We start from the raw sequence: 12,362 nt of genomic DNA, 5'->3' as shown, positions 1-12,362 counted from the left end.
TCCTTTCATCATTACGTATCATTTACCTATTACCTCCACTAATTCTACATGAAATGAAGAAAGCTGCGGAACTTTTTTCCACAGCTTTTCATATTAAGTCGTTGTTTTTTCGTGTGAAAGTAGTGGGAGTGGCTCTTTAGCAGGACCTTCAAGTACATCACCAGAATAAGAAAATCGTGAGCCGTGGCAAGGACAATCCCATGTACGATCACCTTTGTTCCAACCAACTTCACACCCAATATGCGTGCAGGTTGTATCAACAATAAAAATTTGTCCATCATTGTCGCGATAGGCTCCAGCCTTTTTCCCTTGGTAGTGAACAGCCGCTCCTTCATCGTTCTTAAGGCTGTTAATGCTTTGTTCGTCAGGGCTTACTTTTCCTTTAATGAGTTCAGATGCGACATTGAGGTTTTCCTTTAGGAAATGACGAATACTTGGATCGGCATGAACTCGGCTAGGCAGAAATACACTTTCAAACTCATCTGAGCCATGAACGATGACATTTGCCAAAATGATCCCGGCATTTGTGCCACCTGTCATACCCCATTTCCGGTATCCTGTCGCGACAAATAGATCGGTGTGTAAAGGGGATAAGCGACCAATGTACGGGAGATTGTCTAGTGTTGTTAAGTCTTGAGCGGACCAACGATTTTTGACGTCAAACGACGTAAAGTATTTGGTTCCATATGCTTCCAGTTCCTCGTAATAAATGCGTGTATCTTCACCTTGTCCAAGCTTTATGATGCTCTCCACCTAAGAGAATAATCGTTTTCCCGTCACTTGTGGTAGAAGCACGGATAGAACGACTGGGTCTATCAACATTTAAATACATACCTCCTGGCCAGTTATCTTCTGTTTGGGCAGCAATAATATATGAACGGTCTGCTTTCATTCGTGAAAAGTAGAGCCCTCCTTTATCAACAAATGGGAAGTGAGAAGCTGCAACAATAGAAGAGGCTGTTACGGGGTATCCATTTTTGGTGAGAACAGTTGGTTTGGCATCATGATTGATATCAAGAGCAACCGTTTGTTCAAAAATGACTCCACCTTTTTTAATGATTTCATTCGCCAAAAAAGCCATAAACTTAAGTGGGTGAAACTGAGCTTGGTTTTTCATACAAAGAGCAGCTTTAATCGGAATGTTGAGAGGAAGTGTATCAAGCCATTCATGAGCAATACCTACTTGTTCATAAGCTTGTTTCTCCTTCTCAAGCTTGTGTACTCCTTCTTCAGTGGTTGCATAAAGGTAGGAGTGTTCATCCTCAAAGTTACATTTAATCTGATGTGTAGAAACTAACTCTCGAATAAAATCGATCGCTCGTTGATTGGCTTGATAATACAGTTTTGCTCCACTCACGCCTAGATGACTAACTAGTTCATCATAGATGAAGCCGTGCTGTGCGGTAATTTTAGCAGTGGTATGGCCAGTTGTGCCCTCACAAATGCGATCTGCCTCAAGTACAGCAACTTTTTTACCTTCTTTAGAAAGAATATATGCGGTCGTTAAGCCGGTAATACCTCCACCAATGATCGCAACATCTACGTCGACACTATTTGAAAGTGGTGCAAATTCAGGCATTTCTACATCTGTGCGCCAATACGTCTGTTCATTTGAATTTTCTCTTATGTCACTCATCCTACTCTAACCTCCTAATGTAAGTTCTTGGCATAGTTTTGTCTGAATGTGTCAAAACCATGTATATGAGATTAAGAATGAAATGAAAAATAGTACAAAAATAGTGACAACTAAATAAGATCTTGATAAAGTTTTTTATAGCCTTATGTTTGAAAAACTGAATATGAGAAAGGACACGTTATGAAAAAAATAGTTGAAAATTTATTGTTGCTTGCCTGGGGCACAGCTTTTACAGCAACTTTAGGTTCATTATATTTTTCTGAAATTCGACACTTTGAACCATGTACACTATGCTGTATCAGCGAATTTTAATGTACCCACTAGTTATCATTCTATTAATTGGTATTATAAGAAAAGAAGCGAGCTCAGCTATATATGCAGCCGTCCTATCTGGAATTGGACTCTGTATCTCGATCTATCACTATACGCTTCAAAAGTTGCCTGACACGGTTGGTTCAGGTCCTGGATGTGGTCGGGTACCATGTACAGGTGAATATATAAATATGTTTGGTTTTGTAACGATTCCGTTTCTTGCGGGAACGGCCTTTTTAATTATACTTATTACTAGTATTGTTATACTTAAGAAATCCAGGGGTTGATTACATGAAGAAGATTATATTATTTGGTGGCATTATTGTCGTTGTATTTGCACTACTCGCCTTATTAACAATGACAAGCAATAAGCAGAAGATGGAATTAGTGGGTGAAAATCAATTTGGTAAGGATGAACTGATGCCTGCAACGATGGAAATTGTTGATGATCCTAACTATCAGAACGCGATTCTGCCTGATGAGCTTCAAGAACGTTTAGACAATCAAGAAACATTCACCGTTTATTTTTATGCATCAGAATGTCCACATTGTCGAGAAGCGACACCAAGATTGGTGGAAATAGCGGAAGATTTAGGAGAAGATATTCCTCAATATAATCTGCGTGAATTTGAGCAGGGCTGGGATGATTACAATATTCAATCAACACCTACATTGGTTCACTTTAAAAATGGGGTAGAGGAACAACGAATTGTTGGAGCAGCAGAAAATGAAATATATGAACAATTCCTAACAGCATATCCTTCTGAATAACAAGAAAAAGGCCTGTGAGACTTCACTCTCTCACAGACCTTTTTTTATTAACCTAAAGTACCAATCACATTACTAACTGATTCAAACAATTGAACAAGGATATCTGTAAACATGGAAGTGACCTCCTTTGTTAATTAGAGTAAGTAAAATGAAGCTTAACCAAGAGTACCGATTACATTACTAACTGATTCAAATAATTGAACAAGAATATCTGTGAACATGGAAGTGACCTCCTTTGTTAATTAGTTTAAGTAAAAAGAGTTTAGCCAAGAGTACCAATTGCGTTACTAACTGATTCAAATAATTGAACAAGAATGTCTGTAAACATGGGCGTGACCTCCTTTATTATTTAGATTAAGTAAAATGAAGCTTAGCCAAGAGTACCAATTGCGTTACTAACTGATTCAAATAATTGAACAAGAATGTCTGTAAACATGGGCGTGACCTCCTTTATTATTTAGATTAAGTAAAATGAAGCTTAGCCAAGAGTACCAATTGCATTACTAACTGATTCAAATAATTGAACAAGAATGTCTGTAAACATGGGCGTGACCTCCTTTGTTTATTTTTATTGATTTCGACTTTTTACATGATTTTTAACCAAGTGTGCCAATTGCATTGCTTACAGATTCAAATAACTGAACTAGAATATCTGTGAACATGTTGTTGACCCCCTTTTTGGTTGATTCATAAAGGTAACGAAAAGAATTGGACAAGGGATCACTATTTTTAAAAGTTTTTTTAAAAAAGAATAGATTTTTATTTTTTTGGTCAGCATAATAATTGAATGCCACCATATGAGAGTAGATCTAACAAGCAAATCATGACCGCCCATTGATTTAACTTAGCAGCCATGATATGATTAACAGTGGAAAAAAAAACTACAAGCGCCTTAGTATGTAGGCGACACATAAATTCAGGCAGACGACCATATCCAGGTTGTTAGGGGGTATGGTCTTTCTGCGTTATAAATTACGCGTCTCTAAGTGGAGATGAAAGGCTGACTAACGTGTCACCATCTGAAGGGTGCCAAAAAGGAGATTTGTCATTTGGCAACATTTTATGATTTTAATCTGAGCGAGCAAGTGGTTCAGGCAGTAACAGGTATGGGGTTTGATAAGGCTACACCAATCCAAGAAGCAACGATTCCTAAAGCATTACAAGGGAAGGATATCATTGGTCAAGCTCAAACCGGAACAGGGAAAACAGGAGCATTTGGTGTTCCTTTAGTAGAAAGAATCAACATTGATAAGCGTGAAGTTCAAGGGTTGGTTATTGCACCAACAAGAGAACTTGCTAATCAAGTAGCAGAATCATTAATTAAATTTGGCCGTAAAAAAGGTGTACGTACAGTTGTTGTTTACGGTGGTCAAGATATGCGCAAGCAAATTCGTGACTTAAAACAAAACCCACACATTGTGGTTGCAACTCCAGGTCGTTTGATGGACCATATGCGTCGTAAAACAATTCTTCTTGATCAAGTTGACACTGTTGTTCTTGATGAAGCAGATGAAATGTTGAACATGGGGTTCATTGAAGATATTGAGACCATTTTAAAAGAAACACCTTCTGAGCGTCAGACGCTTCTTTTCTCAGCAACAATGCCTAAGCGTATTGAAAAGCTAGCTACTACATTTATGGATTCACCAGAAGTTATTGCTGTGAAGTCTTCAGAAGTTACAATGGAAAACATTGAACAGCAATACATTGAGGTATATGAGCGCGAGAAGTTTGATGCGTTAACTCGTTTAATTGATATTCAAGTTCCTGAGCTTGCGATTGTTTTTGGTCGTACAAAACGTCGCGTTGATGAGCTTGCGGAAGCTTTAATCAAACGTGGTTACCGTGCTGAAGGTATTCATGGTGACTTAAACCAAGCGAAACGTGATAGCGTACTTCGTAAATTTAAAACAGGTCTAATCGATGTTCTTGTAGCCACAGACGTAGCAGCTCGTGGACTAGACATCAGTGGTGTCTCTCACGTTTATAACTTTGACCTTCCACAAGATCCTGAAAGCTATGTACACCGTATTGGTCGTACAGGTCGTGCAGGACGTTCTGGGATCGCTGTTACATTTGGTACACCTCGTGAAAGAGATCATATCAAAGCAATTGAACGCGTTTCTAAGAAAAAAATGGTTCGTCACAATGCGCCAACACTAGAACAAGCGCTTGAAGGGCAACAAAAGCTTGCGATTGAACAATTACGTGCTTTGACTGAAGTTGAAAATGGTGCAGAATCTTATCGTGGAGCAGCTGAAGAGCTTCTTAAAGATACAGATGCAACGACAGCTTTGTCAGCAGCATTAAAGCTTCTAACAAAAGAACCTGATGCAACACCGGTTCGTTTGACAGATGAAGCGCCACTTCGTTCGAAAAAACCTCGTCGCGATGGTGGCGGAAGCGGAAGCGGTGGACGTTCACGCTATCGTCAAGATGATCGTCGTCGTCAAGGTGGACGCGGAGGCGACAACCGTGGAGGCGGTCGTCGTGGAGAATACCGTGGTGGAAGTAATAACAGCAGCAGTAGCAGTAGCAGTAGCCAAGGGCAAAGCCGTAAGCCTAAAAAACACGCTTATAATAAGTAAAAATACAGAACCTGATCCGTATTATGCGGATCAGGTTTTTTTGATTAGCATTTACTAGCAATTCAAACATGTATTACAATAGAAAAGATGGTGTGAAAGATCTATATAAAGATAGGAGTTGTTTTTTTGAAGCGAAAGGCAGAAAGGGTATTGGGGATCATTGGAATTGTGATGATGACGATTGGTACGTTATTACTAGCTTTAACCACAGTAGGTCTAAGTTCTCCAGGCGTACAAGAAGACATTGAATCAATGTTTCAAAACCCACAAGATCCGGAATTGCAATTAACCGGTGAGGATTTAGCTGTTGTGAATGAGTTTATCACTCATATCTCAGACAATGGATTGTTTATGGCATTGGTCTTATTTTTCACCGTTGTTTTAGGCATTATTGCAACCGTTTTTGTTAGAAAAATGCCAGTTTTATCTGGGGTTATGTGGCTATTAGCTGCGATTATTAGTTTGATTACAATTTGGTACTTTATTTTTATTCCAGCCATATTGTTTATCATTGCAGGAATCATGGCACTTGTAAGAAGAACACCAGTAGAACAAGAACAACAAATTAATTAAAGGGGAGAAAAGAATGAAGAGAACCGCAGAATTAGTACTTGGTATTTTAGGCACTGTTTTCATTGCGTTTGGTATTCTATTGATGATTGGGGTAACATCCATTTTTAATGTCGCCGGAAGTGATGAACAGATTCAACAAGAAATAATGGAGGAAATGCAAAACGATCCGACGCTTAGTGCGGCAGATGTTCAAAATGCAGAAGAACTTGTAGAGCTTGTTTCCTCTTTTTCTTTTGGTATTACCATTTCGTTTGTTATCTCTGCAATTTTAGGACTTATTGCCACTATATTTGTTAAGAAGAAAACAAAAGTAGCAGGAATCTTGTTTATCATTGGTGGCGTCATTGGTCTTCTCTCAATAATTCCGGCTGTCCTTTATGTAGTAGCAGGAATCATGGCTCTTGCGCGTAAAGCTCCACCAGTAGAACAACCTGTTGAAACAGTGTAAAAAATGAGGGAGGTAATTATCTAGAGAATTACCTCCCAAAGGAATATTTAGAAAAGTCGAATTTAACGGATAAAGCGCTTTATCGCACGCCACTATTGCGATTGCTTAGTTTTACCAGGAGATTTCTTTGTTAGATAATCTTACATATCGATTGCATTGGCACTCATAGAATCATAAAGTAAAAGATATCAAGATTGTGTTAAATAAGATTACATGAAAAGGAAGTGTATGGGGATGTCGGTAAATGCGCCAACTAGAGAAAGCATTTTGGAAACAATTAAAGAAACGATTGAGAAGAAAAGTGTAGAGCTATTACACATGCAGTTTGTTGATTTAGAAGGTACATTAAAGCACGTTACCATTACAGCTGAGCAACTTGGTCAGGCAGTTAATGGAGAAACAATGTTTGATGGTTCTTCTATCACTGGATTCACGCCTATTAATCAGTCTGACTTGTACCTTGTGCCAGATATTACTACTTTTGCTGTTCTACCTTGGACAGAAGAGGAAGGGTATTCTGAAGCACGCTTCCTGTGTAGTGTAAAAAAGCCTGATGGGTCCGATTTCGAGGGAGATCCTAGAAATGTATTAAAAAAGACAGTGAAGAGAGCAAAAGATCAAGGTTTCTCTATCAGTGTCGGACCTGAGCTTGAATTCTTCTTATTTGAAACGGATGAGTATGGTTTACCAACACAGCGTACTCAAGATGTAGGTGGATACTTTGAGCCATCTCCAAAGGATGATGGAGAAAAAGTACGTTTGGCTATTTACAAAGCGCTTAAAATGCTTGGTTTCACAATTGAAGCTTCTCACCATGAAGTGGCAGAAGGTCAACATGAAATCAACTTCAAATATGCAGATGCACTTGCTTCTGCTGACGCTGCTACCACATACAAATGGGTTGTAAAAACAGTTGCTAAGCAATTTGGTTTACACGCGACATTTATGCCAAAACCGCTTGCTGGAGCAAATGGAAATGGTATGCACGTCAACATTTCATTATTTAATGATGAAAAACAAGAAAACTCTTTTTATGATGATTCTGATAAGCTTGGCCTTTCGCCGATTGCTTACAGCTTCATTGGTGGCTTAATTGATAATGTGAAGGATTTTGTTGCAGTAACAAATCCATTGGTTAACTCGTATAAGCGTCTAGTTCCAGGATACGAAGCACCATGTTACATCGCATGGTCTGCATCTAACCGTTCAGCATTAATTCGTATTCCAGCAACACGTGGTCCAGGAACTCGCGTAGAAATTCGCTGTCCGGATCCATCTGCTAATCCATACCTTGCATTTGCTGTGATTGCTTCTGCTGGTCTTGATGGAGTGGAACGTGGGCTAACGGCTCCAGCTTCTGTTGATGCTGATATCTTTAGCATGACATCAGCAGAAATTGAAGATCGTGGGATTGATAATCTTCCAACAAGCCTTGAGCAAGCGCTAGAGCGTTTTGAGTCAGGAAAAATTGGGGAAGCTACACTAGGTGAACATGCTTTTACTGAATACCTTGAGTTAAAACGTGGCGAGTGGGATCAGTTCCGTATGACTGTACATGACTGGGAAATCTCTGCTTACCAATCTAAATATTAATTCTAAATGATTCATATCAAAACAAATTAAAAAGACGAGCGATCCTGATGAGGGTCGTTCGTTTTTTTGTTTTAGATACAAATATATAAAGATACCCAAGGGGGGACTCTATGCACGAACTCGTCGTTTGATTTCAGGTAAGATAGTAGGGAATACGGATCTATAATTACTCCGCTGTGTGGAACCTTCGAACTAAAACTTCCCCTTTGTTCCTGGAGCATCTATATTTTTGTGCGTATAACTTGATTACCCCCATAGGGTATAGTACACTGTAATTAATAAATAGTACGAGGAGTGGTTAATATGAAAGAAAGTACATTAAATGTAACTGGAATGTCTTGTCAGCATTGCGTTCAAGCAGTTGAAGGCAATGTTAGCCAATTGGATGGTGTTGAATCTGTGAAAGTCCATTTGGAAGAATCTACTGTAGATGTGCGTTTTGAAGAGGGCAAAGTTCCGTTAGCCGAAATTATAGAAACAATTGAAGACCAAGGGTACGATGTAGCAAAATAAGAAATCCTAGGAGTCGTTTTGCTAACGACTCCTTTTCTTTCGGGGGTGTTAGAATGAGTAAGAAAGAATTATCGATGCAAATAAGTGGAATGACTTGCGCAGCTTGTGCCACTCGAATAGAAAAAGGAGTCAAGAGAATAGACGGCGTTCAAGGTGTACAAGTGAATAGTGCCCTTGAACGTGCTACCGTGTCTTATGATGATACGCAGACTCAAGCAGATGAGATCTATGCAAAGATTGATTCATTAGGCTATGGGGTAGTGAAGGATACTACGGAGTTTGATGTGCTCGGAATGACTTGTGCCGCTTGCTCTAGTAGAATTGAGAAAAAATTAAACCGTTTAGACGGAATAACAAATGCAACAGTTAATCTGGCCTTAGAGACAGCAACAGTCGAGTACCAATCTGAGCAAATTACACCACACGAGATGGAAGAGGCTGTTCAAAAGCTCGGGTATACATTAAAACAAAAAAGCGAGAATGAAGAGTCACAGGATTATCGTAAACAGGAAATAAAAAAACAGACCTATCGTTTTTGGATTTCTGCTATTTTATCTTTCCCATTGTTGTGGGCGATGGTCAGCCATTTTGAATTCACATCCTTCATCTGGTTGCCTGATTTATTTATGAATCCATGGTTTCAAATGGCACTGGCGACACCTGTTCAATTTATTATTGGTTTTCCATTTTACGTAGGAGCGTATAAGGCACTTCGTAACAGAGGTGCCAATATGGATGTACTCGTAGCAATGGGAACGTCTGCGGCTTATTTCTACAGTGTCTACCTTTCATTTGCTCAGGTTGGGGCTCACAGTCATATGGTGGAGCTTTATTTTGAAACAAGTGCTGTGTTAATTACCTTAATTATTTTAGGTAAATTATTTGAGGCTAAAGCTAAGGGACGTTCCTCAGATGCCATAAAAAAATTAATGGGACTGCAAGCTAAAACAGCTCGAGTCATTAGAGATGGTATTGAAACGGAGATCCCGACAGAAGAAGTGAAAGTGGGAGATCTGCTTAAGATACGACCGGGCGAAAAAATTCCTGTAGATGGAAGCATTGTCCAAGGTCAAGGAGCAGTAGATGAATCCATGCTTACGGGTGAAAGTGTTCCTGTAGATAAAGGTGTGGGTGATACGGTTTTAGGATCAACGCTGAATCAAAATGGATCATTACAGGTTCGTGCAGAACAAGTCGGGAAAGGTACAGTTCTCTCTCAGATTGTTCACATTGTTGAGCAGGCACAAACATCTAAAGCGCCAATTCAGCGTATGGCCGATCGCATCTCTGGAGTATTTGTTCCAATTGTTGTTGGCATTGCCGTTGTTACTTTTTTGATCTGGTATTTTGCCTACATGCCTGGAGAGCTTGGTGCAGCACTTGAAGTATTTATCTCTGTTCTTGTTATTGCGTGTCCGTGTGCATTAGGTCTTGCAACCCCTACATCTATTATGGCAGGTTCAGGTCGAGCGGCTGAACATGGAATTTTATTTAGAGGTGGAGAGCACTTGGAAGCTACCTACCTTGTTGATGCGATTATGCTTGATAAAACAGGCACGATAACAAATGGTGAACCGGTACTGACAGATGTTTGGACGATGGATCACGTTCATGAAGAGGACTTTCTTAAGCTTGCTGGTTCCGCTGAAAAAAATTCTGAACACCCTTTAGCACGAGCAATTGTAAGAGGTGTAGAAGATCGAGAAATAGAGCTTATTGAGACGCAGGATTTTAAAGCTGTAACGGGTTTTGGTATTGAAGCAGAGCTATTAGGACAGCGAATCCTTGTGGGCACACGTCGCTTAATGGAAAAACATAAAGTGAACACATCAGTAGCTAGTGAGAGTATGTATACATTTGAATCAGAGGGTAAAACAGCCATGCTTGTTGCAATTGATGGAGTATTGGCAGGGATCATTGCTGTTGCGGATACAATCAAAGCGACTTCAACTGAGGCGATTAACAGGCTCGAACAAATGGGGCTAGATGTTTATATGGTAACTGGCGATAACAAGCAAACAGCCAATGCCATCGCCAAAGAGGCAGGTATTAAACAAACGATTGCTGAAGTGTTACCGGAAGAGAAAGCTGAGGAAGTAAAAAAACTTCAACAGCAAGGTAAAAGGGTGGCAATGGTTGGAGATGGAATCAATGATGCACCGGCACTAGTAACGGCAGATATAGGTATGGCCGTTGGTACTGGAACAGATATAGCAATTGAAGCTGCAGATGTGACACTTGTGCGTGGTGATTTAAATCGAATTGCTGATACCATTCGCATCAGTCGCTTAACCATGCGTAATATTAAGCAAAACCTATTCTGGGCGCTTGCGTATAACTGCATTGGAATACCTATTGCAGCAGCAGGGTTCTTGGCCCCGTGGGTTGCAGGAGCGGCAATGGCATTTAGTTCAGTATCTGTTGTGTTAAATGCATTACGTCTGCAGCGAATACAGTTTAAGAATTAGCGAGTAGGATTTTCTAGCGATTAAAAAAACCTTGACTACACGGTCAAGGTTTTTTTATAGCATGCAGACAGTATACTTTTTCACACTATATGTGATTAAAGTGCGTACTTTTAATTACGTTGTGTACTTAGTATAGTTGTATCCAGGCAACTGAATAAGCAATGGAATTCTAGGGATGCTAAAGTCAGACTGTCAAATTGAAAAGATCAAAGGAGATTATTTATATGAAATTACAACTAGCATTAGATCTTGTTAATATACCAGAAGCAATCGAGCTTGTAGCAGAAGTTCAAGACTCCATCGATATCGTGGAAATTGGTACACCTATTATTAATAGCTTAGGACACGAGGCTGTACGTGCGATGAAAGAAGCATATCCTAACCTTACTGTACTTGCAGACGTGAAAATCATGGATGCTGCAGGATATGAAGTGCAACAAGCTTCTAATGCTGGAGCAGATATTGTAACGATTCTTGGTGCAGCAGAAGATAGCTCAATTCGTGGAGCAGTAGAATCAGCTAAAAAAGAAGGAAAAGAAATCCTTGTAGATATGATTGCTGTTAAGGATATCGAAACACGTGCAAAAGAATTAGATCAACTTGGAGCAGACTACATCTGCGTTCATACAGGATATGATCTTCAAGCAGAAGGAAAAGATTCTTTCGAAGATCTACGTAAAATCAAAGCTGTTGTTAAAAATGCCAAAACAGCTATCGCTGGTGGGATTAAGCTTGAAACTCTTCCAGAGGTAATCAAAGCTCAGCCAGATCTTGTGATCGTTGGTGGCGGAATTACTTCTAAAGACGATAAGAAAACAGCTGCACAAGAAATCAAAGCTCTTATCAACCAAGGGTAACTCATGAATACAACCGAGTATCTTGAAACGATCATTCAAGAGCTGCAGGGTACTGTGCAGGCGATCTCAGAGAGTGAGGCGGACCAATTAGTAGAAGCCATTCTAAAAGCAAAGAAAGTTTTTGTTACTGGAGCCGGTCGTTCTGGATTAATGGGTAAGTCCTTTGTTATGAGAATGATGCATATGGGTATTGATGCGTATGCCGTTGGGGAAACCGTTACTGCTAACCTTGAACAGGGTGACCTGTTAATTGTAGGAACAGGATCCGGTGAAACCAAAACATTGATTCCTATCGTTGAAAAAGCTAAAAGTCTGGGTGGGGTAGTAGCTGCAATCACACTATCTCCGCAGTCAACCATTGGTGAAATCGCGGATTTTACGGTGATCCTACCAGGGGCACCGAAAGATCGAGAAGAAGGTCAATATGAAACAATTCAACCGATGGGTTCACTCTTTGAACAAACATCGCTTCTATTTTATGATGCAGTCATCCTGCGTTTTATGGAGAAAAAAGGTCTTGATTCAAAGCAGATGTATGGCAAGCATGCAAATCTTGAATAGCTTGAACTAAAAAAACACCTTCGATCTACCTGCATTTATGCA

At 39.8% G+C, this 12,362-nt stretch carries 11 protein-coding genes and 1 pseudogene; 10 read left to right on the top strand and 2 right to left on the bottom strand.

What is annotated here, in order from left to right; genetic code table 11:
* Positions 1-93 precede the first annotated feature (93 nt).
* Complete coding sequence (locus NDM98_RS24040) at positions 94-753, bottom strand: Rieske 2Fe-2S domain-containing protein (protein ID WP_308807712.1); 660 nt, start codon at positions 751-753, stop codon at positions 94-96.
* Positions 722-1,636, bottom strand: a complete 915-nt coding sequence (locus NDM98_RS24035) for an NAD(P)/FAD-dependent oxidoreductase (protein ID WP_307728793.1) — start codon at positions 1,634-1,636, stop codon at positions 722-724. The genes NDM98_RS24040 and NDM98_RS24035 overlap by 32 nt, the downstream gene beginning before the upstream one ends.
* A 180-nt stretch (positions 1,637-1,816) precedes the next feature.
* Here NDM98_RS24035 and NDM98_RS11445 point away from each other — a divergent pair.
* From NDM98_RS11445 to hxlB, 10 genes and pseudogenes are all read left to right on the top strand, one after another.
* Positions 1,817-2,235, top strand: a pseudogene (locus NDM98_RS11445) (disulfide oxidoreductase).
* A gap of 4 nt (positions 2,236-2,239) precedes the next feature.
* Complete coding sequence (locus tag NDM98_RS11440) at positions 2,240-2,719, top strand: thioredoxin family protein (protein ID WP_251607634.1); 480 nt, start codon at positions 2,240-2,242, stop codon at positions 2,717-2,719.
* A gap of 1,049 nt (positions 2,720-3,768) precedes the next feature.
* Positions 3,769-5,307: a degradosome RNA helicase CshA gene (gene cshA / locus NDM98_RS11435; RefSeq protein WP_251607631.1), complete on the top strand. Its 1,539-nt coding sequence runs from the start codon at positions 3,769-3,771 to the stop codon at positions 5,305-5,307.
* A 126-nt stretch (positions 5,308-5,433) separates the two neighbouring features.
* Entirely contained in the window at positions 5,434-5,880 is a 447-nt protein-coding gene (locus NDM98_RS11430; RefSeq protein ID WP_251607628.1) for a DUF4064 domain-containing protein, read from the top strand.
* Between the two features lie 13 nt (positions 5,881-5,893).
* Positions 5,894-6,328, top strand: coding sequence for a DUF4064 domain-containing protein (locus NDM98_RS11425; protein WP_251607625.1), 435 nt, complete (start codon positions 5,894-5,896; stop codon positions 6,326-6,328).
* Positions 6,329-6,556: 228 nt separating this feature from the next.
* A complete protein-coding gene (gene glnA, locus NDM98_RS11420; protein ID WP_373370376.1) occupies positions 6,557-7,921 on the top strand; it encodes a type I glutamate--ammonia ligase in 1,365 nt (454 codons plus the stop codon).
* Between the two features lie 303 nt (positions 7,922-8,224).
* On the top strand, positions 8,225-8,434 hold the full coding sequence (gene copZ / locus NDM98_RS11415; protein ID WP_251607619.1) for a copper chaperone CopZ: 210 nt from the start codon (positions 8,225-8,227) through the stop codon (positions 8,432-8,434).
* A gap of 53 nt (positions 8,435-8,487) precedes the next feature.
* Positions 8,488-10,902 (top strand): heavy metal translocating P-type ATPase, encoded by a 2,415-nt coding sequence (locus tag NDM98_RS11410; protein WP_251607617.1) that lies wholly within the window; start codon positions 8,488-8,490, stop codon positions 10,900-10,902.
* Positions 10,903-11,126: 224 nt separating this feature from the next.
* Positions 11,127-11,759 carry a 3-hexulose-6-phosphate synthase gene (gene hxlA / locus NDM98_RS11405; RefSeq protein WP_251607615.1) on the top strand — a complete coding sequence of 211 codons (633 nt, stop codon included), beginning with the start codon at positions 11,127-11,129 and terminating at the stop codon, positions 11,757-11,759.
* 3 nt (positions 11,760-11,762) lie between these two features.
* Positions 11,763-12,320: a 6-phospho-3-hexuloisomerase gene (hxlB, locus tag NDM98_RS11400; protein WP_251607614.1), complete on the top strand. Its 558-nt coding sequence runs from the start codon at positions 11,763-11,765 to the stop codon at positions 12,318-12,320.
* The last annotated feature ends 42 nt before the right edge of the window (positions 12,321-12,362 follow it).

Origin of the sequence: Alkalicoccobacillus plakortidis, assembly GCF_023703085.1 — a bacterium.
Classification (GTDB): domain Bacteria; phylum Bacillota; class Bacilli; order Bacillales; family Bacillaceae_D; genus Alkalicoccobacillus; species Alkalicoccobacillus plakortidis.
Note: the sequence above shows the minus strand (reverse complement) of the source record. Positions and strands in the feature narration are given on the sequence as shown.

Bases quoted from the DNA above. Each gene is read 5' to 3' on its own strand.
- NDM98_RS24035 (WP_307728793.1), bottom strand. From the start codon at position 1,636: ATGAGTGACATAAGAGAAAATTCAAATGAACAGACGTATTGGCGCACA.
- NDM98_RS11440 (WP_251607634.1), top strand. From the start codon at position 2,240: ATGAAGAAGATTATATTATTTGGTGGCATTATTGTCGTTGTATTTGCA.
- NDM98_RS11425 (WP_251607625.1), top strand. From the start codon at position 5,894: ATGAAGAGAACCGCAGAATTAGTACTTGGTATTTTAGGCACTGTTTTC.
- glnA (WP_373370376.1), top strand. From the start codon at position 6,557: ATGGGGATGTCGGTAAATGCGCCAACTAGAGAAAGCATTTTGGAAACA.
- copZ (WP_251607619.1), top strand. From the start codon at position 8,225: ATGAAAGAAAGTACATTAAATGTAACTGGAATGTCTTGTCAGCATTGC.
- NDM98_RS11410 (WP_251607617.1), top strand. From the start codon at position 8,488: ATGAGTAAGAAAGAATTATCGATGCAAATAAGTGGAATGACTTGCGCA.
- hxlA (WP_251607615.1), top strand. From the start codon at position 11,127: ATGAAATTACAACTAGCATTAGATCTTGTTAATATACCAGAAGCAATC.
- hxlB (WP_251607614.1), top strand. From the start codon at position 11,763: ATGAATACAACCGAGTATCTTGAAACGATCATTCAAGAGCTGCAGGGT.